Genomic DNA, 24,174 nt, shown 5'->3' with positions numbered 1-24,174 from the left:
CAACACCGTAAATTATCAAGGAGTGATGATGACGCTTTATCAGATCAAGCCCGCCTTCCAGGCACTTCTGCGCCCATTAATGTTCTGGCTACATAAAAAAGGCGTCACAGCGAATCACGTTACCCTTGCCGCTATGGCGCTCTCTTTTGTGACCGGCGGCGTACTGGTGATTTTCCCCCAGCCTGAATACTTTGTTCTCCTGCCCATAGTGCTGTTTATTCGAATGGCGCTCAATGCCCTCGACGGTATGCTGGCGCGTGAATGTCACCAGCAGTCACGCCTTGGGGCCATTCTGAACGAGAGCGGGGATATTCTTTCAGATATAGCGCTTTATCTGCCGTTTATGATGCTTCCTGACAGTAATGGATTGCTGGTTATGGTGATGCTGTTCTGTGCGGTAATGACGGAGTTTTGCGGCGTTCTGGCACAAACGATTAATGGCGTTCGCAGCTATGCCGGGCCGCTGGGGAAAAGTGACCGGGCGCTGGTATTTGGCGCATGGGGTCTGGCGCTGACTCTGTGGCCGCAGCTTGTACAGTGGAACAATGTGCTGTGGAGTGTTGCTATTCTCCTGCTGCTATGGACAGTGATTAACCGCTGTAGAAGCGCATTACGCGAAGAGGTGGCGCAATGATGATGCTGGAGAAGTCACTCGCGGTCATTTTTGCACTGCTGCTGGTTGCAACAGTGGTGAATGGATTACTGGTGTGGCGACGACCGGATAAAGACTGGCGGGAACTGACATTACGTATACGCACCTGGTGGATAATCATCGTCCTGTTTTCTCTGGCGATTTTAAGTCCGCACTGGTTGGCGCTGACCTTTTTCGCGCTGGTCAGCTTCATGGCGTTAAAGGAATTTTTAACGCTGGCGCCGTCGCGTCAGACCGATCGCATGCCGCTGCTGTGGATGTTCATTGCTATTCCAGTCAACTACTGGCTGATCGGTATTAACTGGTACGGCATGTTTGTGGTGTTTATTCCGGTCTACGCTTTTTTATTCTTACCCGTGCGGATGGTGATTGCGGGCGATACGCACGGCTTCTTGCGCTACGCCTCGCAGCATCACTGGAGCCTGATGACCACCGTTTTTGCCTTCAGCCATGTCGCGTTTTTGCTGGTTCTGCCTGATGATGGCCAACAAACCGGCGCATTGCTGGTGCTGTTCCTGGTTGGCTTAACGGAATTCAATGATATTGCGCAGTACCTGTGGGGCAAATCGATTGGGCGCATCAAAGTGATCCCCAGAGTCAGCCCTAATAAGACGCTGGCGGGACTGGTCGGCGGCGTAGCGACCACCACGCTGATGGCGGCGCTGCTTGGGCCGCTGATGACGCCGTTAAGCATTCCGTTGTCGCTGCTGGCGGGCTTTATTATCGGCATCAGTGGTTTTTGTGGCGATGTGGTGATGTCGGCAATCAAGCGCGATATCGGCGTGAAGGACAGCGGAACATTGCTGCCAGGTCATGGCGGGATCCTTGACCGACTGGATTCTCTGATCTTTACCGCGCCGGTGTTTTTCCATTTCATTCGCTACTTTTGCTATTAACTTATGCTGAACTCAATTCTGCGAACCCTGTTTACGCTGTGCATCGTCTGGCCGGTGATTTGGCTGTGGCTGGGGCTGCGTATCAGGCACCGGGAGCGTTTGCCTACCCGCGGCCCGGCAATTATTGTCGCCAATCACAATAGCCATATGGATGTTTTTGCGTTGCTTTCGCTCTTTCCGCTGCGCCGTCAGGCGTCGGTTCATCCGGTGGCTGCCGCTGACTATTTCCTGCGTAATAAAGCCATGGCCTGGTTTGCGCTAAATATTCTCAACATTATTCCCATTTCGCGAAAGGGCGGAGAAGCCAATCCGCTGGCGCAGTGCGAACAGGCATTACGCGACGGCAAGATCCTGATCCTCTTTCCGGAAGGCACGCGGGGCGAGCCGGGGAAACTGTCGTCGCTGAAATCCGGATTGTGGCATCTGAGCCAGTGCGTACCGGAGGTACCGATTATTCCCGTCTGGCTGCGTGGTACCGAATCTGTCATGGCGAAAGGGAATCGTATCCCGCTGCCGTTGTTTATTGATGTCAACATAGGCAGTGCATTGTATTTTCACGGGGATAAACCCCTCTTCATGGACGGACTCAGACAGCAACTGTTGCTGTTGGAGCAACAAACTAAAGGATTACATTCGCATGAGTGATACACGCGTACCTGACGAACGTCATTTTGTGACCAGTGACAATACCGAACTGTTTTATCGCTACTGGCCGGCAATTGCCCCTGGCTCAGCGCCTAAAGTGATCGTCATGTTCCATCGCGGACACGAACATTCCGGGCGGTTACAGCATATTGTGGACGAGCTGGCGATGCCGGATACCGCATTTTATGCCTGGGATGCGCGTGGTCATGGTCACTCTCCGGGCCAGCGCGGCTATAGTCCTTCTCTGGCGCGCTCGGTACAGGATGTCGAAGAATTTGTGCGTTTCGCCGCTGCAGACAGTCATGCCGCCATGGAAGATGTGGTGGTGGTGGCGCAAAGCGTTGGCGCGGTACTGGCCGCGACCTGGGTACATGACTATGCTCCCGCTATTCGCGGATTAGTACTGGCATCACCGGCCTTTAAAGTGAAATTGTATGTACCGTTTGCTCGTCAGGGGTTGGCGTTAATGCACCGACTGCGCGGCCTGTTTTTCGTTAACTCTTATGTTAAGGGTAAATACCTGACGCATGACGTCGATCGTGTGGCGAGCTTTAACCTCGATACCCAGATAACCCGGGCTATTGCGGTTAATATCTTGCTGGATCTCTACAAAACGGCAGAACGCATTGTCAGCGATGCCGCCGCCATTACGATGCCTGTGCAGTTGCTGGTCTCCGGCGATGATTTCGTTGTGCATCGCCAGCCGCAAATTGATTTTTATCAGCGTCTGCGAAATCCCCTCAAAGAGCTGCACGTGCTGCCGGGGTTTTACCACGACACGCTGGGCGAAAAAGACCGGCACCTGGCGTTCGATAAAATGCGTGATTTCATTTCTACGCTCTACGCTATGCCTCCACAGCGTTTTGATTACAGCAACGAAGATCGCTGGAGCCCTGGCGCCGATACCTGGCGGATGCTCAACGGGGGACCCGCGCCGTATTCTCTCGACGATATTGCGTACCGTGGCCTGCGCTACGGAATGAAGCTTCTGGGCACACAATCAACAGGCGTGCGTCTTGGATTTGAAACCGGTTTTGATTCCGGTAGCACACTGGATTATGTCTATCGCAACCAGCCGCAGGGCAACGGTGCACTGGGGCGTTTAATCGACAAGAACTACCTGAACAATGTCGGCTGGCAGGGGATCCGCCAGCGTAAGATTCATTTGCAGATGCTGATTAGTAAGGCTGTCGCACAGTTGAATGAGCAGGGCACGCCGGTACATGTGGTGGATATTGCTGCCGGACATGGACGCTATGTGCTTGATGCGCTGGAAGGCGAAAAGGCGGTACGTTCAATTTTATTGCGTGATTACAGTGAATTGAATGTGAATAAAGGTCGGGAAATGATCGCCAGCAGAGGCATGGCTGACATTGCGCGTTTTGAGCAAGGCGATGCCTTCAACCGCGAACAGCTGGCGGCGCTGGAGCCTCGTCCTGGTCTGGGGATTGTCTCTGGTTTGTACGAGCTTTTTCCTGAAAATGTGCTGGTCAAAAACTCTCTGGCCGGGCTGGCAGAGGCGATAGCGCCGGGGGGCGTATTGATTTACACCGGGCAGCCGTGGCATCCGCAGCTTAAAACGATAGCCTGGTCGCTGACCAGTCATAAAGACGGCAAAGCATGGGTTATGCGCGTGCGTACACAGGGTGAAATGGACGCGCTGGTCCGCGAGGCAGGCTTTGAGAAGTGTACCCAACTGATTGATGAGTGGGGTATTTTCACCGTTTCTATGGCGGTACGCCGTGCATCCTGAACAGCGTAAAGTTATGGTGCAGGCGGTAGGCTGGTTACTGCTGCTGGCGCCATTTTTTTTCCTTACCTACGGCAAGGTGAATCAGTTTACCGCCTGGCAGGATGCTCATTATCAGAACGTTGGTAGCATGGTTTTTGCCTGGGAATCTGCCATTCCTTTTATTCCGTGGACCATCATCCCGTACTGGAGTCTGGATCTGTTTTACGGGTTATCCCTGTTTGTTTGCACTACACGTTTCGAGCAGCGTCGGTTGGTGCTCAGGCTGGTACTGGCATCGTTGATTGCTTGCGCCGGTTTTTTACTGTTCCCGTTACAGTTTACCTTTACCCGCCCCGAAGTGACGGGCGCGGCGGGTTGGCTGTTTGCTCAGCTCGAACAGTTCGATCTGCCTTATAACCAGTCGCCGTCGCTGCATATCATTCTTTGTTGGCTGCTGTGGCGGCATTTCAGTCGCCATCTGTCCGGCGGCTGGCGCAGACTGTGCGATGGCTGGTCTTTACTGATCGCGGTATCGGTGCTGACCACCTGGCAGCATCACTTTATCGATATTATTACCGGGCTGGCGGCAGGAATGTTGATTGACTGGATGGTACCGGAACAATGCCGCTGGCGCTGGTGCAGACCGGATGCAGCCCGTCAGAGGCTGATGCGCCGTTACCTGCTGGGCTCGGCATTATGTTTTATTACTGCAGCGTTGCTGACGCCATGGCTGCTATGGCCAGCGATGGCCTTGTTGATGGTCGGCTGCGGTTACGCGGGATTCGGCGCGGCGGTGACGGCGAAAGATTCGCAGGGGCGACTGTCTCCCGCGGTTTACTGGCTATCATTGCCGTGGCGTGCGGGAATGTGGCTGTCGATGCGCTGGTTTACCCGCCGTATACCGGCAGTAAGTCAGGTTGTGGCTGGCGTATATCTCGGCAGTTTTCCGCGCTCGGTACCTGCGCAAAAGGCGGTGCTTGACTTAACCTTTGAGTTTTCACGTGGGCGGGCGACGTCCTCGCGTACTTATCATTGCGTACCGATGCTGGATTTAGTGATCCCGCATGAAGCTGAACTGCAGCAGGCGGTTAGCACTCTGGAGGCTCTGCGTGAGGAACAGGGAACGGTGCTGGTGCACTGTGCCTTAGGGCTGTCGCGCAGCGCAATGGTGGTTGCAGCGTGGCTGTTGCGTTATGGCCATGCGGCGACGGTAGAGCACGCCGTGGCGCAGATTCGGGCGAGTCGGCCACAGGTGGTACTGACAGAAAAACATCTGGAGATGCTGCGACAATGGCAACAGAAAGTGACAATGTAACGAATGGTGATGTGCTTCAGCATGCTCTGCTGCGGCATACGCTGGCAAGCTGGCGCTTTATGCTGCTTTTTTCCCTCCCGCCGATGGCATGGGTGCTGTTTGTTGCTTCGTCAGGGGTACCGCGCGCCGTCATGGCATTGCTGTGCGCAGCGGTCTGGTTTGGCTGTTGGCGACTGTGGCTCGACGAACGCTATTTTTCGCTGATTAATCCGCAAAACAACGAGCAGGCCGGAAGTGCGCTGTGTTTTATCTGGCGACGTGAACGGTTGAAAACGTTAACGCTGGCTGAACGGCAGTCCGGCGCATTGAAACAGTTTCGTCATACGCTCTACATGATTGCGATTTTGTGGGCTTTCTGGCTGATGCTGTTGATGTAGCATTCATCTGGATTATTCATCAACATCGCAATAGTTGCCACACGGCATCAAATTCAGGCTGATATAGTTCTATATCGGTCGCGATGCGGAGTGAGATCATGTGGCTTCTCAAGTGGTATGTCTGGAATCGTTGGGTATTCAAGCTATTAAGCCGGGATGTTGCCGAGCCAGAACAATTTTTGCTGCATTGCTGGGAAGAGAATCTGGCGAAATGCAGGGATTATGCAACCATCTGGCGTGATATTAATCGCATTCACGGCAAACAGATTCGGGTGCAGGTAAAGAAGTAAATACTGGAGAAACCCTCCCACCGGATGGTGAGAGGGTGAATTATCAGGCAGCGACGACGCTGTCGATAGCGGCTTTCGCATCGGACTGCGCTTTGGTCGCCACTTCCGGACCGTACGCAATGCCTTCCGCAAAGACGACGTTCACGTCGGTGATGCCGATAAAGCCCAGGAATACGTTCAGATACGGCGTGATCAGGTCGGTCGGGGTATCTTTATGGATACCACCACGGCTGGTCAGTACTACTGCGCGTTTACCTGTTACCAGACCTTCCGGACCTTTCTCGGTATAACGGAAGGTTACGCCAGCACGGGCAATCAGGTCGAAATAGTTTTTCAGCTGCGTTGGGATGTTGAAGTTATACATCGGCGCGGCGATAACAATTACATCATGCGCTTTCAGCTCAGCAATCAGTTCGTCGGACAACGCCAGCGCTTCTTGTTGACGCGGGGTCAGCGGCGCATCGCTCGGGCGCAGGGCACCCACCAGCTCGCCATCCAGTACCGGAACAGGATTTGCAGCCAGGTCGCGGACGGTGATTTCATCAGCGGAGTGCTTTTCACGCCACTGTTCAACAAAATAATCAGACAACTGACCAGACTGAGAGTACCCTGCCAGAATACTGGATTTCAGAACTAATACCTTGCTCATGGGTGTTTCCTTTTATGTGTTTGAAGGGGTTATGCCCCGTTGCTTGTTGACACTTTATTCACAATCCTGTCGCAGTGATAGCGCAATATATCGAATCCTATGTTCGAAATTATTGAACAACACATGAAAAGCGCCGATGTGGTACTCTATACCTATCATCTAAAAGAGATTTAACCCGGCAGAGCACTGCCTTTTAACGCTATGACAGAACAACAAAAATTAACCTTCAACATGTTGCAGCAACAGCTGGATTCACTGATGCTGCGTGACAGACAGCGTTTTGCCCGTCGCCTGCACGGTGTTAAGAAGGTTAAAAATCCTGATGCACAACAGGCCATTTACCAGGAGATGGCAAAAGAGATTGATCACGCAGCCGGTAAAGTTGTGCTGCGTGAAGCGGCGCGTCCGGTCATCAGCTATCCGGAAAACCTGCCAGTCAGCCAGAAAAAACAGGATATTCTGGAGGCAATTCGCGACCATCAGGTGGTGATTGTTGCCGGTGAGACCGGGTCAGGTAAAACCACCCAGTTACCCAAAATCTGTATGGAGCTCGGACGCGGGATAAAAGGGCTGATCGGCCATACCCAACCGCGTCGTCTGGCGGCGCGTACGGTAGCGAACCGTATTGCGGAAGAACTGCAAACCGAGCCGGGTGGCTGTATCGGCTATAAGGTCCGTTTTAGCGATCATGTCAGCGACAACACGATGGTGAAGCTGATGACGGACGGTATCTTGCTGGCGGAAATCCAGCAGGATCGGCTGTTGATGCAGTACGACACTATCATCATCGATGAAGCGCATGAACGCAGCCTGAATATCGACTTTCTGCTCGGCTATCTGAAAGAGCTTCTGCCGCGCCGTCCGGATCTAAAAATTATCATCACTTCGGCGACTATCGACCCGGAGCGTTTTTCAAAGCATTTCAATAATGCGCCGATTATCGAAGTCTCCGGTCGAACGTATCCGGTGGAAGTTCGCTATCGTCCGATTGTTGAAGATGCAGATGATACCGAACGTGACCAACTGCAGGCTATTTTTGATGCTGTAGAGGAATTAGGCCGTGAAAGTCAGGGCGACATTCTGATCTTTATGAGCGGCGAGCGCGAAATCCGCGACACCGCCGATGCCCTGAATAAGCTGGATTTACGCCACACCGAAGTGCTGCCGCTGTATGCGCGTCTCTCCAATAGCGAGCAGAACCGCGTGTTCCAGTCGCACAGCGGTCGCCGTATCGTGCTGGCGACCAACGTGGCGGAAACGTCGCTGACCGTACCGGGCATCAAGTATGTGATTGACCCGGGCACTGCGCGTATTAGTCGTTACAGTTACCGCACCAAAGTCCAGCGCTTACCGATAGAACCGGTGTCACAGGCTTCCGCTAACCAGCGTAAAGGCCGCTGCGGTCGTGTTTCGGAAGGGATCTGTATTCGTCTGTATTCCGAAGATGATTTCCTGTCTCGCCCTGAGTTTACCGATCCGGAGATCCTACGTACTAACCTGGCGTCCGTTATTTTGCAGATGACGGCGTTGGGGTTGGGCGATATCGCGGCGTTTCCGTTTGTTGAGGCACCGGATAAACGCAATATTCAGGACGGCGTACGCCTGCTCGAAGAGCTGGGGGCGATAACCACCGACGAACAGGCAACCGCTTATAAGTTAACGCCGTTGGGCCGTCAGCTGTCGCAACTGCCGGTGGATCCGCGTCTGGCGCGCATGGTGCTGGAAGCGCAAAAACATGGCTGTGTGCGTGAGGCGATGATCATTACATCGGCGCTGTCTATTCAGGATCCGCGCGAGCGTCCGATGGACAAGCAGCAGGCTTCCGACGAGAAGCATCGCCGTTTCCATGACAAAGAGTCTGATTTCCTCGCATTTGTGAACCTGTGGAACTATCTCGGCGAGCAGCAAAAAGCGCTGTCGTCAAACCAGTTCCGTCGCCAGTGCAAACTTGATTTTCTGAACTACCTGCGCGTGCGTGAATGGCAGGATATTTACACCCAGCTGCGTCAGGTAGTGAAAGAGTTAGGGATCCCGGTTAACAGCGAACCAGCTGAATACCGGGAAATCCACGTCGCGCTGCTGACCGGTTTACTGTCGCATATCGGGATGAAAGATACCGATAAACAGGAGTTTACCGGTGCGCGTAACGCCCGCTTCTCGATCTTTCCGGGCTCCGGTCTATTTAAAAAACCGCCGAAGTGGACGATGGTAGCGGAGCTGGTGGAAACCAGTCGCCTGTGGGGACGTATTGCCGCACGCATCGATCCTGAGTGGGTTGAACCGGTTGCCCAGCATCTGATCAAACGTTCATACAGTGAACCTCACTGGGAACGTGCGCAGGGCGCGGTGATGGCAACAGAAAAGGTCACCGTCTATGGTTTACCGATTGTGGCGGCCCGTAAGGTGAACTACAGCCAGATCGATCCCGCACTGTCGCGTGAGTTGTTCATCCGCCATGCGCTGGTGGAAGGTGACTGGCAAACGCGCCATGCGTTTTTCCGCGATAACCTGAAGCTACGGGCGGAGGTGGAAGAGTTAGAGCACAAATCGCGCCGTCGCGACATTCTGGTCGATGATGAGACGCTATTTGAGTTTTACGACCAGCGCATCAGTCATGATGTGGTCTCCGCTCGTCACTTTGACAGCTGGTGGAAAAAGGTCAGCCGTGAAACGCCGGATCTGCTCAACTTTGAAAAGAGCATGCTTATCAAAGAGGGCGCGGAAAAAATCAGTAAGCTGGATTACCCGAACTTCTGGCATCAGGGTAACCTCAAACTTCGCCTGAGCTATCAGTTCGAACCGGGAGCTGATGCGGACGGTGTGACTGTGCATATTCCGCTGCCGCTGCTCAATCAGATCGACGAAAGCGGTTTTGAATGGCAAATTCCGGGGCTACGCCGCGAACTGGTGATCGCCCTGATTAAGTCGCTGCCGAAACCGGTACGACGCAACTTTGTGCCTGCGCCGAACTATGCCGAAGCGTTTTTAGGTCGCGTCACGCCGCTGGAACTGCCGCTGCTGGACGCGCTGGAGCGTGAACTGCGCCGCATGACCGGCGTTACCGTTGACCGTGAAGACTGGCACTGGGATCAGGTGCCCGATCACCTGAAAATCACCTTCCGGGTCGTGGATGATAAAAATAAGAAGCTGCAGGAAGGGCGTTCGCTGCAAGATTTGAAGGATGCGCTGAAGGGTAAAGTTCAGGAAACATTGTCTGCGGTGGCGGATGACGGTATCGAACAAAGCGGGTTGCACATTTGGAGCTTCGGTCAGCTTCCGGAAAGTTACGAACAAAAACGCGGTAACTATAAGGTCAAAGCGTGGCCAGCGCTGGTGGATGAGCGTGACAGCGTCGCCATCAAACTGTTTGATAACCCACTGGAGCAACAGCAGGCGATGTGGTGTGGTTTACGCCGCCTGTTGTTGCTGAATATTCCATCACCGATCAAATATTTGCATGAAAAACTGCCCAACAAAGCCAAGCTGGGATTGTACTTTAACCCGTACGGTAAAGTGCTGGATTTGATTGACGACTGTATCTCCTGCGGTGTGGATCAGTTAATTGACGCCAACGGCGGTCCGGTGTGGACCGAAGAAGGCTTCACCGCGCTGCATGAGAAAGTGAGGGCTGAACTGAACGATACGGTGGTGGATATTGCTAAGCAGGTCGAGCAGATCCTGACCGCGGTATTTAATATCAACAAACGTCTGAAAGGGCGCGTGGATATGACCATGGCGCTGGGGCTTGCGGATATCAAAGCGCAGATGGGCGGGCTGGTGTACCGTGGATTTGTTACCGGCAATGGTTTCAAACGTCTCGGCGATACGTTGCGCTATTTGCAGGCTATCGAAAAACGCCTGGAGAAACTGGCTATCGACCCACATCGTGACCGTGCGCAAATGCTGAAAGTAGATAGCGTGCAGCAGGCCTGGAAGCAGTGGCTCAATAAACTGCCTCCCGCGCGGCGTGAAGATGACGATGTCAAAGAGATCCGCTGGATGATAGAAGAGCTACGCGTCAGCTATTTTGCCCAGCAGCTTGGTACGCCGTATCCCATCTCCGATAAACGTATTTTGCAGGCGATGGAGCAGATTACAGGGTAATACGGTGCTGGACTGTAGGCCGGATAAGGCGTAGCCGCCATCCGGCATCTGTATCCGGTAAAGAATAAACGCCAGGAGTTATAAGTATGAGTCAGTTTCCGATACTTGCCGCAACCACCCTCGCGGCTATAAATACCGTAGGGCGATGGTTGGCGCAGAATGATTTTACGGGGAATATCACCGTTCAGTCAGATTGCGTGATTCTGGCAGGGAATGCGGTTATTCCGACTATCGACGCCGCCTGCCGGATCGCCAAAGAGCAACAGGTTCCCTTGTTGATTAGCGGTGGTATCGGCCACTCCACACGATTTCTGTATGACGCGATTGCAGAGCATCCTCGTTACAACATCATTCGTACCACCGGACGTGCGGAAGCGGCGATCCTTGCTGATATCGCTCATCAGTTCTGGCAAATCCCGGGAGAGAAGATTTGGGTGGAAGACCAGTCAACAAACTGCGGCGAGAATGCCCGATTTAGCTGTGCATTACTGAATCAGGCGACAGAAAGTATTCATACCGTCATTGTGGTGCAGGATCCGACTATGCAACGTCGCACGATGGCAACGTTTCAGCGCGTGACCCGCGATGAGCCGCATGCGCCGCGCTGGCTGAGTTTCCCTGGATTCATCCCTGAGCTGGCCCAACGGCAAGACGGCGTGGATTTTGTGCCAGCAGCAGAAGGTTTGTGGTCGGTAGATCGCTATCTTTCTCTCATTACCGGTGAGCTTCCGCGCTTGCGTGATGATGCCACCGGCTACGGGCCTTGCGGCCGCGATTTTATTGCCCATGTTGATATTCCTCAGAACGTTGAGCAAGCCTGGCAGCAGTTGCAAAATGATACCGCGCTGACTGACTTACTGGAAAGCCGTTCTCTGTAATTCCTGCTGCCCGTTTGTAAGCGTTTTGCTGCAAACGGGCAGAAATCCCACCTGGTTTTTCTCTTTATTCTTACTTTGCCAGACGCTTTTATGAAGCCGCTCACAGAACAGCCACTCCAGCCCATAATGTGACAGGCATGATTGATATTAATTAACAATAGTTTTACTTGTTAAAAACAATTCAATCACAGGAGAGCCGCATGTCAGTACCCGTACAACATCCTATGTATATCGATGGGCAGTTTGTGACCTGGCACGATGACGCCTGGATTGATGTCGTCAATCCGGCCACGGAAGAGGTGATCTCGCGTATTCCCGATGGCCGCGCCGAAGATGCGCGTAAAGCTATCGATGCGGCGGAACGCGCCCAGCCGCAATGGGAAGCGCTGCCCGCCATTGAACGGGCGAACTGGTTACGCAAAATTTCTGCGGGTATTCGCCAGCGAGCCAGTGAAATCAGCGCGCTGATTGTGGCGGAGGGCGGAAAAATACAGCAACTGGCAGACGTCGAAGTCTCGTTTACCGCCGACTATATCGATTACATGGCGGAGTGGGCGCGTCGCTATGAAGGCGAGATCCTGCAAAGCGATCGTCCGGGCGAGAATATCTTGCTGTTTAAGCGCGCTTTGGGCGTGACTACGGGCATTCTGCCGTGGAACTTCCCGTTTTTCCTGATTGCCCGCAAACTGGCTCCCGCATTACTGACGGGGAATACCATTGTCATTAAACCGAGTGAATTCACCCCGAATAACGCCATCGCCTTTGCCAAAATTGTTGATGATATCGGCTTGCCGCGCGGGGTATTTAATCTGGTCCTGGGGCGCGGTGAAACGGTCGGTCAGGAGCTGGCCGGAAACCCGAAGGTCGCCATGGTGAGCATGACCGGTAGCGTCGGCGCGGGGGAGAAAATCATGGCTGCAGCGGCGAAAAATATCACTAAAGTGTGTCTGGAACTTGGTGGTAAAGCTCCGGCGATTGTGATGGATGATGCGGATCTCGAGCTGGCGGTGAAGGCCATTGTCGACTCACGGGTGATTAACACCGGGCAGGTGTGCAACTGTGCCGAGCGCGTGTACGTTCAGAAAGGTATTTATGATCAGTTCGTCAATCGTCTGGGCGAGGCGATGAAAGCCGTACAGTTCGGCAATCCGGCGGAACGCAACGACATCGCGATGGGACCGCTGATCAATGCCGCTGCGCTGGAGCGTGTCGATCAGAAAGTCGCACGGGCGGTGCAGGAAGGCGCCCGTTTGGTGTTGGGCGGTAAGGCCGTTGCCGGCAAAGGTTATTACTACCCGCCGACGTTGCTGTTAGACGTGCGCCAGGAGATGGCGATTATGCACGAGGAGACGTTTGGTCCGGTGCTGCCGGTGGTGGCGTTTGATACGCTGGATCAGGCGCTGACGATGGCTAATGACAGCGACTACGGTCTGACCTCATCGATCTATACGCAGAATCTGAATACGGCGATGAAAGCCATTAAAGGGCTGAAGTTTGGCGAAACCTATATTAACCGTGAAAACTTCGAGGCGATGCAAGGCTTTCACGCTGGCTGGCGCAAGTCCGGGATTGGCGGGGCCGACGGTAAACACGGTCTGAACGAATACCTGCAAACGCAGGTGGTGTATTTGCAGTCCTAAGTTTCTCGCCGGGTGAGCCTGTACGCCACCCGGCGCAATTCTCACACTTTGGTGGCGATCCAGTTCATCATCATTTCCGGCCAGATGGCCAGCGGTAACCCCTGCGCATCGCGAATACCAAATCCGTGCTTACCGCGTTCAAACAGATGCATTTCGACCGAAACCCCCAGCTCACGTAGCGCATTAAAGAAGACCAGGCTGTTTTCCACCTTCACCGCTGGATCGTCAATGGCGTGTAGCAGGAACGTCGGCGGCGTTGTGTTATCCGCTCGTTCTTCAAGAGAATAGCGCTGCAGGTCTTCCTTTGCGGGCATAGCGCCAACCAGCTCCAGACGAGATCCAGGGTGACCGATGTCTTCGCGCAGGGTGACAACCGGGTACACCAGCGCCATGAAGGCAGGGCGCGCAGGTTGCTCGTCTACGTCATCCATTGGCGTATAAACCGACTCGGCAAACCGGGTTCCCAGACTGGCGGCTACGTGACCACCGGAGGAGAAGCCCAGCACTCCGATACGGTCAGGGTTAATTTTCCATTCATGGGCGTTGGCGCGAATGTAGCGCATGGCGCGTTGGGCATCGGCCAGCGGTGCATTGGCGCCTTCTTCGTGCCCATCGCCCGGCATGCGGTAGGTCATCACAAACAGGGTATAACCGCGGGCGTTAAAGAATGGTGCCAGTGCGCTGCCTTCTTTATCCATCACCACGCGACGATAAGAGCCGCCAGGAGTAACAAGGATCCCTGTGCCGTTAGGTTTGGCAGGGGCGTAAACGGTAATTTCCGGGGCGCGAATGCCGGTGACCGCGCGATCGTAATCAGACGTTCCGGTATGTCGGGGTTCAGGCGTAAATACCGCATCGCTGTTTTTTGCTCCGGGGGCTTCACCCTGTGGCCAGAGGGTAAACGTGGAAGAAAGGCTAACGGCGTGCGCCATCATTTGAGTCAATTCTGAATGGGGCAGATTCATGCTATGTGTTCCTTACAACCGCAAAGGAACATCATAAAAGATGGCAGGGCGTAAAGCAGTGATACGACAGGCGGTCACGACTGCTTTACGCATTTGCTTTATGATTTTGTGAGTAAACGCCAGGTTATGTCAGATTCCAGCGTCGTTTGATCGGATATGTTGCTAAAGGCGCTGTCCTTCAGTACAGGAAATAAGGTTACCGTAAAGCTGACCTGCTGACCCAGAGGCACCTCGTTATTTTCAACGGCGATGACGGCCTCGTTATTGTGAATATAAAGAGGATTTGTCGTACCGCTTGCAGGTGAGAAATTCACCTGATCGGTTGTTTTGCCAACCGTGTAGCTTTTGCCATCCACGATCATATTACCGACTTTTACGCCTACGCCTCCCTGATCGCCAAATTTGAAACGACCTTTCTCACCTGCAGAGCCGTTTAACAGTACGGCCACGCGCTGTTTCTCTGGGCAGTAGATATTCACGTTTACTTCACGCTCTTCCAGCTTATGCCAGTTTTGCTGTGAACTTACGATGCTCTCACGCTGGATCCGGGCGTAGTTAACTTCAGTACTTGAAAGTGTAATCTGACATTCATCCTCACCGGCATAGGCAAGTGATGACGCCAACAATGTTATCAAAGTTAAAGCGGTTAATCGTACTGACGCGCTAAAGGCGGTTTGAATCATCACTGGCACACTCCGTTGGCTTCTTCATAAAATGCCTGTTCATCTCGTGTTGGATTCAGAGTGAAATCAATCTTGCATAGTTTGCGATCGTTGTTATCCATGGCATACAGTGCGTCAAGCTGATCTGCATCCGTCAGAAATACATGTCCATCATCCACGCTGGTTACGATGTAATTTTCTTTTCCATCAACAATAGAGAGGCCCTTAGCCAGCGGTGTACCGTCCGGGTTTTTAACGCGCAGCATCACGCGACGGCTGTTCAGCACTTTGAAACTGACCTCACTTACCGAAGCATGTGCAGCAGCAATGTATTTGGTTCCATTTGCCAGCGTCATACTTTGCGGCAGCTTGTTGGCATTAATCTCCAGGCGCGAATTACGCCATTCGGTCAGGCCGGGCACCACGGCTTGTCCCCAGAAATCAGTCCAAATCGTGCCTTGCGGTGTTTCAATTTCAACGCCGCTTGTATGCTCATTTAGCCGGGCAATGGCAAAGGTATCCCGGATAGAATAGGGAGAGAACGTCACCCCATTTTTATGCGCGACGATGCCGCCTGATAATGTAGCGTTGTAGTTGCGCTGATGGTCGCTGCTGTTACCCACACCAAGTCCCAGTTGGGTATAATGCAGGTTAGTGTTCAGATTGCCATTGAAGCTGTTAGTCCGGTCCTCATCGTCCCGATCAGCGGAGATCGAGTAATTCGTATTTTCCGTTAACTGACCGGCGTTTTGTACGCCGTAGGTTGTGCGGTCATCTTCTTTACGCATGTAAGTGCTGATGCTTTGTCCGCTACCGAGTGGAATGCTGAGGTTAACGTACAGCAATTCGTTGTCCTGATCGTCATCGACATTCCCGACAGCGCTCTGCCAGTTGACGGTGACGGAAGCGTATTTAAAGGTTTTCCCCCAGGAGAGCAACAAATAGCGGCTGTCTTCAGCGTCGCCAGCCCTCTGGTTATAGTTAAAACCTGCGCTAAAAGCGCCAGCCAGGGAAGAGCCCCAGCTTAGCGTTCCCGAGTACATATTATCATATGGCTGATAATCTTCATTCAGCGCATCGGACAACTCCCGATACCCGTTGTTGTAATGGGCGGCACTCACCGATAAGCCAACACCTTCCGTCAGCCTGAGGTCGCTTTGCAGCTCGCTTTTAAACCCGTGGCTGTCCTCACCAAATTGCTCCTGGCTCGCGGCGGCGCTTGCGGAGACGCTGAAGCTCTCATTGAGCATATATTCTGAGCGGACACCCGCGGCCTGGTAATCTTCAGCCAGCATACCGGAGGCGAGTAAGTTGGCGTTTTGCATTATTCGCCACCCGTCGGACAGGCTGACAACCCACGGGTTATCATAATCACCGTCAATATCCCGGACGCGACCGGCAGATACCGTCAGTCCCTGTGGTCGCGACAGCTGCTGCGTTCTTACGGCAGACGCCGGAACAATAAAACGGCTGCTGGAGCCATCGGTTTCGAACACGGTCACGTCCAGCGCGACGTTGTTACGCGCGATGGGAACATCTTCAAGAGTGAAGGGGCCTGCGTTTACCAGCGTATTGTAAATCAGCTGACCGCTCTGACGGACTTCAACGCGCGCCTGGGCGCTTCTGGCAATACCTGAGACATTCACCCCAGAACGGCTTCCCAGCAGACCGTTGGTGGGCATTAACTGCACGCCGGTAACGGAGACACCGCTCAGCACATCGGAGTTGGCGTTGATTTCGCCGACCTGGAGAGTCTGTTTTTGTTCGGTAAACACATGCTCGGCAAAAGTATAAATACTGTCAGTGCTTTTTGTGCCGTCATCATCGGCAAGAATATAGCGACTACGCAATGCCCAGCCGGCAACGTTAAAGCCGCCTTCCAGGCTTGCCTGGGAATACTGGCGGCTGTCGCCCCCCTGAAATTCATTTCGGGTGCTGAATAATGAATAGTTCAGTAAACCGGCCGTGCCGCCATGCTGAAAGTTTTTACTGTCAGCCGCAAAATTATCCAGCGCTGTTTCTGGCAGATAAAGCGCTACCGTATTTTCACCGGGCAGGGCATTAACAATGGCCTGGGGATAATCATCACGAATATCATGACATTGTTCATCTGCCTTGAGTGGAACAGGCATCAGCCCGGCAAAGTCCAGAAAATCTTTATCAATACAGAGTGTGCCGTCTTCCCCAAAACGTACGGCAGCGGTGCCGCGCGTTTTATTATTTATTTTTACCTGAACGGAATGTGTTCCCGGTAAAAAACGTGGGGATTTGGCGAAGTAACGATTAAGATCCTGGCTCAGGCCACGATTTTTAATTATGTCCGTGTCAAAAGTGACCTCGCGAGCGCAGAGGTCGGCTGAACTAAACAGCAGCAGAGGAAATGCGCCAGCCATAATTATCTGAATAGAAAGCGCCAGACGGCTTTTATTATACAAAGTCGTACTCTCTTATTATTTGTGGTTTAATTCAGCAATAAAACTTGGAACTTCTACTCCATAGCGACTGGCAGGGAAAAATTTGACTTGTTTATCACCACCAGTGTCTTTATTCAGCGACAGGGTGATGGACTCGCCCGGCAGAATATGTGTTTTGCCAATGTCAGTCGTCGTTTTTGATGGTAAGAAAACGGCATTTTGCGCCAGTCTGACTACATATTTACTGGGGTTGGATAAAGTGACTGTTTTACCAGACTGACTCCATTCCAGATATTTCCACGCATCGGTAACAACCGCAAGCCTGGCCGGGCGAATCAGTACGGGAATATCCTGGCGAATATTGATGCCGATTTTAATCCGGTTATCATCGCTTTTCGGCGGTATTCCTTCAAATGTGACGCGCTTATAATGTTCAACATCCAGCGGTTCATTGCTTTGCAAAATAAAACGCAGTTGCTGTGTTTGTTGTGGTTCAAGACGAACAACAGGTTGCGTCACAATAAGTTTTAACCCCTGATCGTCCTTTATATCAATGACATTGGTATACAGCAGTGACGGATGGTCGTCCGTGTTCTTGATATTTATGGTTCCGCTGTGGGTGGCTTCGTCGATCACCAGCAGGCTGGTTTCGGGGACCATGCCAGCCGCGAAGGCCGGTGCCTGCGATATTAATAAAGCACTCGACAGAACAGTGTTGAGCGTGGTGTTTTTGAATAACATAAATAGTATCTCCTTGATAAAAATAACATTCCATGTTTAGCGTGATGCCTGAAAAAAGAGTAAACGGGACCCGTTTACTCTCGGTGCGATCGCCAGGCTAAATTACAGATAACGCAGGCTGATGGTTACCTGACCATTGAGGTTGGTATCGTCAGTAATTGCGAGGGTCGCGGTATCCTGAATTGCCAGAGATGTGACCAGCGGGAATGTTGCGCTCAGGAACGCCAGCGGCTCGGTGGTACCCGCAGTTGCAACGGTGATGTCACGTACGTTGCTACCCTGGGTCGCGCCATCAGCGCTTTTCGTCCAGTCACCGGTTTTATTTTGCTGATAAATCGTATCAACCGTGTTGGTATCAGCAACGACGCCGCTGGTTTTAACAAACAGGGTGTAAGCGCCAATTTTAACGTTGCCGCCGGTTAACCCTACGCCGTAGCTCTGCGCACTGCCGAGATAGGTGCCGCCGGTAAAGGTAGCGTCATTCACCGTGATATCCGCACGCGTGTCCGCGCGGTCATCGACCATATTCCAGGACACTTTGGTGGCGGAGGCGCAAGTAATGGTCAGATCAATATCTTTCTGACCCAACTGATTGACATCCGATGCAGACAGAGATCCCAGGCGAATAGTGCCATAGTTAACGACACCGCTATTGCTCAGCGTGGGCATGCAGGCTGCGTTGGTCAGTAAACCCTTGACCTTCAATACGGCAGTCGGGTCTGCCGCAAAAGCGGAAGTCACGCACAGGGAAAGTGCCGTCGCAAGAAGCAGTTTTTTCATTTGTTAATCCTTAACATTAAAATACAGACGTTATTTAAGATTTATGCTCAGATGAATTAGTTAAATAACGTAATTACAGATAAAACATGGTAAACGTCGCCTGACCATCCATATTGGTATCGTCAGTAATTGCCAGCGTTGTTGTATTTTGAATCGCTAGCGTGGTAACCAGGGGTATAGTCACCGTGGTGAATGCCAGTGGTTCTATGGTACCAAACTTGCCAACGGTGTATTCATATGCGTTATGCGCGAACGTTGTTTTGTAACTCAACGACGCCATCATGCTTCTCCATGTATTAACGCCCCCATGGCCGTAACGAACGAGCAGCGTTGCGGAGGCTCCGTCAGCAGTGACCGTTTCCGATGCCGCACGGATGCTATAGTTGCCAATATTGACGCCGTTGGTCGTTTTACCTACGCCAAACACGAGATCTGAGGCACCAATTACCCCACCATCCGTTGCCGCGTTTTCAATCATAATACCCGCCACGCTGTCAGTACGGTCGTCGGTAACCTGAAAACCCAGTTGCGTTGGCACCGGGCAGTTAATGACCAGATTGGTTTCTTTAGCGCCCAACTGATTATTGTCTACTGCTGAAAGCGCACTCAAGTGAATTGTGCCGTAGTCGATAGTTGTTCCACCGCCAATTTCTGGCGTGCAGGCAGAGTTTGTTAACACGCCCTGGACTTGCAATACGGTCTGATCTGCGGCAAATGCAGATGCTGTGCACAGTGATAGCGCAGTAAAAAGAAGTGTCTTTTTCAATTGTTAATCCTTAACAAATGTTATCGCTGAGATAATCTCTGGATATCTTAATGGTTTATGTATGAAATCAATATATAAACCGAATTCATAATATATTGAGGAGGGCGATACTAGCAATTAAGTAAAATTAAATATCAAATTTACATATTTTAACATTTTGGATGTGAATGTATTTATGGCGTGGATTTTTTTTACTTATGTAGCGAAACACAATAATGACAGAGAAAAGGCAAACCGTCACAATACTAATGACTAAATAACGGCTACTCAATGCAGAATTGAGTAGCCGGGTGTAACTATTCAGCTAGATCTTGATGAACTTATCCAGCGTACGAATAAGTTGGGTGACAAAACCGTATTCGTTATCATACCAGGCGACGGTTTTCACCAGTTGCAGATCGCCCACTTCGGTAATTTCGGTTTGCGTTGCATCAAATACCGAACCGAAATGCGAGCCAATGACATCTGATGAGACAATTTCTTCGTCGGTATAACCAAATGATTCATTATTTTGCGTGGCTTTTTTCAGCGCGTTGTTAACCTCTTCAGCGGTGACTTTTTTACCCAACACGGATACCAGCTCGGTGACGGATCCGGTTTTCACCGGTACGCGCTGGGCGTGGCCTTTTAATTTTCCGCTCAATGCCGGAATGACCAGGCCAATAGCTTTGGCGGCTCCGGTGGTATGGGGAATGATGTTCTCCGCCGCCGCGCGTGAGGCGCGTAGATCTTTCCCGCGTGGGCCATCAACCAGCGACTGTGTCCCCGTGTAGGCGTGAATGGTGGTCATGGTGCCAAGCTGAATACCGAAGCTGTCGTGCAGCGCTTTCGCCATCGGCGCCAGGCAGTTGGTGGTGCACGACGCCACTGAAATAATCCGATCGTTCGCCTCCATAGTGTCGTCGTTGACGTTAAAGACGATCGTCTTCATATCGCCGGCAGGGGCGGATATCAGTACTTTTTTGGCCCCAGCATCCAGGTGCGCGTTGGCTTTTTCTGTCGAGGTATAAAAACCGGTGCATTCGATGATTATCTCAGCGCCCGTGGTTTTCCACGGAATGTTTTTGGCCTCTTTCTCCGCGTAAACGGCGATCTTTTTGCCATCGACAATCAGCGCGTCTTCGGTAAAGTCGACGCTCCAGGGAAACGGCCCGTAGTTTGAATCGTGTTTTAACAGATAGGCGAGAATTTTGGGCGAGGTGAGGTCATTAATGGCGACAACCTCCACGCTGCTTTTGACTTCCAGTAGCCGACGCAATACCAGACGACCGATACGACCAAAACCGTTAATGCCAATTTTACTCATGGTTTTCTCCTGTCAGGATGGGGCGGTACGACATATTTTCCCTACCAGGCTTAGTTCAGACAGGCATTCAGGGCAATAGCTGTTTTTGCGGTTAAGCGTAAGCGACTGAAAATGGGTGAACAAAAGTTAATGAATTTTTAACAAAAGCCCGTTATGTTGACGCATTATTGTTTTTATTCAGGAAGTGTTATGGGGAATAAGTATTCTGGCCTGCAAATTGGTATTCACTGGCTGGTCTTTTTGTTGGTTATCGTGGCGTACAGCGCCATGGAGTTTCGCGGATTTTTCCCGCGCAGCTATCGCCCCTTGTTCAACATGGTGCACGTCTCCTGCGGTATCACTATTTTAACGCTGATGGTGGCGCGTCTGCTGGTCAGACTGAAATACCCGGCTCCGCCGATTGTGCCAAAACCGAAGCCGATGATGACCGGAATGGCGCATCTGGGGCATCTGGTTATCTATCTGTTGTTTATTGTTCTGCCGATTATTGGGCTGGTGATGATGTACAACCGGGGTAACCCGTGGATTGCATTCGGCATCGTTATGCCGCATGCGGCAGAGGCCAACTTTGATTTAGTGGACATGCTGAAGTCCTGGCACGTGACGCTGGCAAATCTGGGCTATTTTGTTATTGCTCTGCATGCCGCCGCGGCCCTGATGCACCACTATTTCTGGAAGGACAATACGCTGCTGCGCATGATGCCGCGTAAGCGTTCCTGAGGTCACGCCCCGCAAATGCGCAATGTCGTTCAGGTTGAACATGTGATTCTTGATCAGGGTTCCGTTCACCTCAGCCGTATCACTTTTCTAAAGCACAGATACCCGTGAACGTGCAAGGGAGGCTCACCGCCGCCTCCCTTGCATCCCAGGCTCCCGGCGGGAAAATCGTCGCTGCGCGAGTTATTCGTCTTATGCCGTCTGCCTGTCGGGTCGGGGCCGAGCCTGCGTCCCTGTAGGCCGTCCCCTCTGCCCGCATCCCTGCGGGCAGACCCGGTCAGCCGTCAACGACTCATCGATTTTCAGCCGGACCGGAGTCATTGCTTCAACGCTCTGACTTCCAGTTAAATCTGTTTTGCTGTTCAGACCAAAAACGCAGATGGTGAGGTGTGGGCTGGCCCGGCTGAAAATTGCCGACGTGTTTCCGTAAGGCCGGGAGAACCCGCAGGGATGCGGGTTCAGGGCGCGCTTTGCAAGGACGCTTCATCGCGCCCGGCCCGGAAGCCTGAAGGAATAAGCGGAGGGAACCACGAAGTGGCAATTTTCCCGCCGGGAGCCGGGATTGTTAAGGGTGCGGCGATAGCACCCTTAACACGTTCACTGGCGTTCAGTGTACAGAGAAGCGATACGGCTGAGGTGAACGGAAGCCTTTCCCTGAAATAGCATGTTTATTACCTACGCCAATACCGTCTTTATCGTTCCGGTTAAATGAACATCCTCCTCTGCGGAATAAAACAGAAATTATTTTTCCAGATGCGATAAAAGCTTACCGACGAGATGGCTAAACAACGCTCAGTTCGCCACTCACGTCACTTGATTGCTGCGCTTATTAAAACTACTGTATATAAACACAGTGAATAAGAGGCAGATTATTATGTTGTTTTTCCAGCCTGCGCAACACCGCGAAATCAAATGCTTACCGCTATTCAGAGACGTTGTACCCTGTGGCTTTCCTTCTCCGGCGCAGGACTACGTTGAGAAACGAATCGATCTCAATGACCTGCTGGTGCGCCATCCGAGCGCAACCTATTTTGTAAAATCATCTGGTGAATCCATGACAGGAGCAGGGATTGGTGAGGGCGATCTGCTGATTGTCGACAGTGCCAGAAAGCCCACTCACGGAGATATCGTTATTGCCGCTATTGAGGGCGAGTTCACCGTTAAACGCCTGCAATTACATCCGGTGGTGATGCTGAAACCAGAGAACAGCGCCTACGCGCCGATCATGATCGGCAGCGAGGACTCGCTGGATATATTTGGCGTGGTGACATTTATCGTTAAAGCGGCTGGCTGATTATGTTTGCTCTGGTGGATGTTAATTCATTTTATGCTAGCTGTGAGTCGGCATTCCGACCCGATCTGAAGGGCAAACCCGTTGTCGTTCTTTCAAATAACGATGGTTGCGTCATTGCCAGCAGCGCGGAAGCGAAGGTTCTTGGCGTTAATATGGGCGCTCCGTACTTCAAACAGAAAGATCTGTTCAGGCGCTACGGCGTGTTCTGCTTTAGCTCGAACTACGAGCTGTATGCGGATATGAGCAGCAGGGTGATGTCGATTCTGGAGGAGTTGTCTCCACGCGTGGAGATATACAGTATTGATGAAGCCTTTTGTGACTTAACGGGCGTGCGAAACTGTCGGGATCTTACGGATTTTGGTCGGGAAATCAGAGCAACCATTTTACAGAAAACACGTCTCACGGTTGGGGTCGGCATCGCCCAGACCAAAACGCTGGCCAAACTGGCAAACCATGCTGCCAAAAAGTGGCAGGAACAAACCGGCGGAGTCGTGGATCTCTCCAATATTGAACGTCAGCGTAAGCTGATGGCTGCACTCCCGGTTGATGAAATCTGGGGTGTTGGACGCCGTATCAGTAAGAAACTGGACGCCATGGGCATTAAAACGGTCCTCGATCTGGCGGATACCGACATTCGCTTTATTCGCAAACATTTCAACGTCGTGCTCGAGCGCACCGTACGGGAATTACGCGGTGAGTCTTGTCTGGCGCTGGAAGAGTTTGCGCCGGTTAAACAGGAAATTATCTGCTCAAGATCGTTCGGTGAAAAACTTACCGAGTACAACGCCATGAGAGAGGCAATTTGCACTTATGCTTCACGAGCGGCGGAAAAGCTGCGCAGAGAACACCAGTATTGTCGGTTTATCTCTGCGTTTATCAAAACCAGTCCGTTTGTCCTGAATGAACCTTATTACGGTAACAGCGCGTCGATAAAACTGCTGACGCCAACTCAGGACAGTCGGGAAATTATTGCTGCCGCCACGCGCAGCCTGGACGCAATATGGCAAGAGGGGCGGCGTTATCAAAAAGCCGGGGTCATGCTGGGAGACTTTTTTAGCTCTGGCGTTGCGCAGCTTAATCTTTTTGATGACAACGCGCCGCGGCGTAACAGCGATAAACTGATGGACGTACTGGATACGCTTAATGCGGAAAAAGGTAAAGGAACGCTCTATTTTGCCGGGCAAGGTATACAGCAACCGTGGGCGATGAAGCGGGATATGCTTTCGCCGCGTTATACCACGAGATACAGTGATTTATTGCGCGTGGGGTAGGGTTTGTTATCAGCTCCATACTCAGGTCACGCAGCGCCGTAGCATATCATTGGGCAATTAAGAGAATAAGACCGCTAAAT

The 24,174-nt window shown here is 52.2% G+C and carries 21 protein-coding genes; 13 read left to right on the top strand and 8 right to left on the bottom strand.

Going from position 1 to position 24,174, the window contains the following annotated elements; translation table 11 throughout:
• The first annotated feature begins 28 nt into the window (after positions 1-28).
• The 7 genes from OGV77_RS16435 (at position 29) to OGV77_RS16405 (ending at position 5,907) form a co-directional block, all read left to right on the top strand.
• A complete protein-coding gene (locus OGV77_RS16435) occupies positions 29-634 on the top strand; it encodes a CDP-alcohol phosphatidyltransferase family protein (RefSeq protein ID WP_087050517.1) in 606 nt (201 codons plus the stop codon).
• A complete protein-coding gene (locus OGV77_RS16430) occupies positions 631-1,548 on the top strand; it encodes a phosphatidate cytidylyltransferase (protein ID WP_075146221.1) in 918 nt (305 codons plus the stop codon). The genes OGV77_RS16435 and OGV77_RS16430 overlap by 4 nt, the downstream gene beginning before the upstream one ends.
• Positions 1,549-1,551: 3 nt before the next feature.
• Positions 1,552-2,193, top strand: coding sequence for a lysophospholipid acyltransferase family protein (locus OGV77_RS16425; RefSeq protein ID WP_087050518.1), 642 nt, complete (start codon positions 1,552-1,554; stop codon positions 2,191-2,193).
• Complete coding sequence (locus OGV77_RS16420; protein WP_087050519.1) at positions 2,186-3,946, top strand: bifunctional alpha/beta hydrolase/class I SAM-dependent methyltransferase; 1,761 nt, start codon at positions 2,186-2,188, stop codon at positions 3,944-3,946. Before OGV77_RS16425 ends, OGV77_RS16420 begins: the two co-directional genes overlap by 8 nt.
• Positions 3,936-5,240, top strand: coding sequence for a phosphatase PAP2/dual specificity phosphatase family protein (locus tag OGV77_RS16415; protein ID WP_087050520.1), 1,305 nt, complete (start codon positions 3,936-3,938; stop codon positions 5,238-5,240). The genes OGV77_RS16420 and OGV77_RS16415 overlap by 11 nt, the downstream gene beginning before the upstream one ends.
• Positions 5,216-5,617 carry a hypothetical protein gene (locus tag OGV77_RS16410; protein ID WP_075146217.1) on the top strand — a complete coding sequence of 134 codons (402 nt, stop codon included), beginning with the start codon at positions 5,216-5,218 and terminating at the stop codon, positions 5,615-5,617. Before OGV77_RS16415 ends, OGV77_RS16410 begins: the two co-directional genes overlap by 25 nt.
• Before the next feature lie 98 nt (positions 5,618-5,715).
• Positions 5,716-5,907, top strand: a complete 192-nt coding sequence (locus OGV77_RS16405) for a hypothetical protein (RefSeq protein ID WP_003020344.1) — start codon at positions 5,716-5,718, stop codon at positions 5,905-5,907.
• 43 nt (positions 5,908-5,950) lie between these two features.
• On the opposite strand, the gene azoR is transcribed toward OGV77_RS16405, so the two are convergent.
• A complete protein-coding gene (azoR, locus tag OGV77_RS16400) occupies positions 5,951-6,556 on the bottom strand; it encodes an FMN-dependent NADH-azoreductase (protein ID WP_043016220.1) in 606 nt (201 codons plus the stop codon).
• A 201-nt stretch (positions 6,557-6,757) separates the two neighbouring features.
• Here azoR and hrpA point away from each other — a divergent pair, with 201 nt between their 5' ends.
• The 3 genes from hrpA (at position 6,758) to aldA (ending at position 13,178) form a co-directional block, all read left to right on the top strand.
• Positions 6,758-10,660, top strand: a complete 3,903-nt coding sequence (hrpA, locus tag OGV77_RS16395) for an ATP-dependent RNA helicase HrpA (protein WP_080625229.1) — start codon at positions 6,758-6,760, stop codon at positions 10,658-10,660.
• 80 nt (positions 10,661-10,740) lie between these two features.
• Positions 10,741-11,538 carry a YdcF family protein gene (locus OGV77_RS16390; RefSeq protein ID WP_170928007.1) on the top strand — a complete coding sequence of 266 codons (798 nt, stop codon included), beginning with the start codon at positions 10,741-10,743 and terminating at the stop codon, positions 11,536-11,538.
• 200 nt (positions 11,539-11,738) lie between these two features.
• Positions 11,739-13,178 (top strand): aldehyde dehydrogenase, encoded by a 1,440-nt coding sequence (gene aldA, locus OGV77_RS16385; RefSeq protein WP_087050521.1) that lies wholly within the window; start codon positions 11,739-11,741, stop codon positions 13,176-13,178.
• Positions 13,179-13,219: 41 nt separating this feature from the next.
• Here the strand turns inward: aldA and OGV77_RS16380 are convergent, their stop codons facing one another.
• The 7 genes from OGV77_RS16380 to gap form a co-directional block, all read right to left on the bottom strand.
• Positions 13,220-14,143, bottom strand: a complete 924-nt coding sequence (locus OGV77_RS16380; RefSeq protein ID WP_087050522.1) for an alpha/beta hydrolase — start codon at positions 14,141-14,143, stop codon at positions 13,220-13,222.
• A 98-nt stretch (positions 14,144-14,241) separates the two neighbouring features.
• Positions 14,242-14,826 carry a DUF1120 domain-containing protein gene (locus OGV77_RS16375; protein ID WP_087050523.1) on the bottom strand — a complete coding sequence of 195 codons (585 nt, stop codon included), beginning with the start codon at positions 14,824-14,826 and terminating at the stop codon, positions 14,242-14,244.
• Positions 14,826-17,198: a fimbrial biogenesis usher protein gene (locus OGV77_RS16370; RefSeq protein WP_051642763.1), complete on the bottom strand. Its 2,373-nt coding sequence runs from the start codon at positions 17,196-17,198 to the stop codon at positions 14,826-14,828. Before OGV77_RS16370 ends, OGV77_RS16375 begins: the two co-directional genes overlap by 1 nt.
• Before the next feature lie 57 nt (positions 17,199-17,255).
• Positions 17,256-17,960, bottom strand: a complete 705-nt coding sequence (locus OGV77_RS16365) for a fimbria/pilus chaperone family protein (protein WP_080625226.1) — start codon at positions 17,958-17,960, stop codon at positions 17,256-17,258.
• Between the two features lie 102 nt (positions 17,961-18,062).
• On the bottom strand, positions 18,063-18,740 hold the full coding sequence (locus OGV77_RS16360) for a DUF1120 domain-containing protein (RefSeq protein ID WP_087050524.1): 678 nt from the start codon (positions 18,738-18,740) through the stop codon (positions 18,063-18,065).
• Between the two features lie 73 nt (positions 18,741-18,813).
• Complete coding sequence (locus tag OGV77_RS16355; protein ID WP_080625224.1) at positions 18,814-19,506, bottom strand: DUF1120 domain-containing protein; 693 nt, start codon at positions 19,504-19,506, stop codon at positions 18,814-18,816.
• 304 nt (positions 19,507-19,810) lie between these two features.
• Entirely contained in the window at positions 19,811-20,812 is a 1,002-nt protein-coding gene (gene gap / locus OGV77_RS16350; protein ID WP_047411076.1) for a type I glyceraldehyde-3-phosphate dehydrogenase, read from the bottom strand.
• A 189-nt stretch (positions 20,813-21,001) separates the two neighbouring features.
• On the opposite strand from gap, the gene cybB reads away from it, so the two are divergent.
• From cybB to OGV77_RS16335, 3 genes are all read left to right on the top strand, one after another.
• Complete coding sequence (gene cybB / locus OGV77_RS16345) at positions 21,002-21,532, top strand: cytochrome b561 (RefSeq protein WP_003020322.1); 531 nt, start codon at positions 21,002-21,004, stop codon at positions 21,530-21,532.
• An 871-nt stretch (positions 21,533-22,403) separates the two neighbouring features.
• Complete coding sequence (locus tag OGV77_RS16340; protein ID WP_043016231.1) at positions 22,404-22,823, top strand: translesion error-prone DNA polymerase V autoproteolytic subunit; 420 nt, start codon at positions 22,404-22,406, stop codon at positions 22,821-22,823.
• A gap of 2 nt (positions 22,824-22,825) precedes the next feature.
• Complete coding sequence (locus tag OGV77_RS16335) at positions 22,826-24,094, top strand: Y-family DNA polymerase (protein WP_080625223.1); 1,269 nt, start codon at positions 22,826-22,828, stop codon at positions 24,092-24,094.
• Positions 24,095-24,174 lie beyond the last annotated feature (80 nt).

The sequence above is a fragment of the Citrobacter sp. Ce129 genome, from assembly GCF_030334545.1.
Lineage (GTDB): Bacteria > Pseudomonadota > Gammaproteobacteria > Enterobacterales > Enterobacteriaceae > Citrobacter > Citrobacter europaeus.
The sequence above is the reverse complement of the archived record's forward strand: the minus strand, read 5'-3'. Positions and strand labels throughout refer to the sequence as shown.

Excerpts from the sequence above, each read along its gene's own strand:
- OGV77_RS16425 (WP_087050518.1), top strand. The coding sequence starts at position 1,552 with ATGCTGAACTCAATTCTGCGAACCCTGTTTACGCTGTGCATCGTCTGG.
- OGV77_RS16365 (WP_080625226.1), bottom strand. The coding sequence starts at position 17,960 with ATGTTATTCAAAAACACCACGCTCAACACTGTTCTGTCGAGTGCTTTA.
- hrpA (WP_080625229.1), top strand. The coding sequence starts at position 6,758 with ATGACAGAACAACAAAAATTAACCTTCAACATGTTGCAGCAACAGCTG.
- OGV77_RS16435 (WP_087050517.1), top strand. The coding sequence starts at position 29 with ATGACGCTTTATCAGATCAAGCCCGCCTTCCAGGCACTTCTGCGCCCA.
- OGV77_RS16340 (WP_043016231.1), top strand. The coding sequence starts at position 22,404 with ATGTTGTTTTTCCAGCCTGCGCAACACCGCGAAATCAAATGCTTACCG.
- OGV77_RS16430 (WP_075146221.1), top strand. The coding sequence starts at position 631 with ATGATGATGCTGGAGAAGTCACTCGCGGTCATTTTTGCACTGCTGCTG.
- OGV77_RS16370 (WP_051642763.1), bottom strand. The coding sequence starts at position 17,198 with ATGGCTGGCGCATTTCCTCTGCTGCTGTTTAGTTCAGCCGACCTCTGC.
- OGV77_RS16420 (WP_087050519.1), top strand. The coding sequence starts at position 2,186 with ATGAGTGATACACGCGTACCTGACGAACGTCATTTTGTGACCAGTGAC.
- cybB (WP_003020322.1), top strand. The coding sequence starts at position 21,002 with ATGGGGAATAAGTATTCTGGCCTGCAAATTGGTATTCACTGGCTGGTC.
- OGV77_RS16375 (WP_087050523.1), bottom strand. The coding sequence starts at position 14,826 with ATGATTCAAACCGCCTTTAGCGCGTCAGTACGATTAACCGCTTTAACT.
- OGV77_RS16405 (WP_003020344.1), top strand. The coding sequence starts at position 5,716 with ATGTGGCTTCTCAAGTGGTATGTCTGGAATCGTTGGGTATTCAAGCTA.
- gap (WP_047411076.1), bottom strand. The coding sequence starts at position 20,812 with ATGAGTAAAATTGGCATTAACGGTTTTGGTCGTATCGGTCGTCTGGTA.
- OGV77_RS16380 (WP_087050522.1), bottom strand. The coding sequence starts at position 14,143 with ATGAATCTGCCCCATTCAGAATTGACTCAAATGATGGCGCACGCCGTT.
- azoR (WP_043016220.1), bottom strand. The coding sequence starts at position 6,556 with ATGAGCAAGGTATTAGTTCTGAAATCCAGTATTCTGGCAGGGTACTCT.
- OGV77_RS16360 (WP_087050524.1), bottom strand. The coding sequence starts at position 18,740 with ATGAAAAAACTGCTTCTTGCGACGGCACTTTCCCTGTGCGTGACTTCC.
- OGV77_RS16335 (WP_080625223.1), top strand. The coding sequence starts at position 22,826 with ATGTTTGCTCTGGTGGATGTTAATTCATTTTATGCTAGCTGTGAGTCG.
- OGV77_RS16410 (WP_075146217.1), top strand. The coding sequence starts at position 5,216 with ATGGCAACAGAAAGTGACAATGTAACGAATGGTGATGTGCTTCAGCAT.
- aldA (WP_087050521.1), top strand. The coding sequence starts at position 11,739 with ATGTCAGTACCCGTACAACATCCTATGTATATCGATGGGCAGTTTGTG.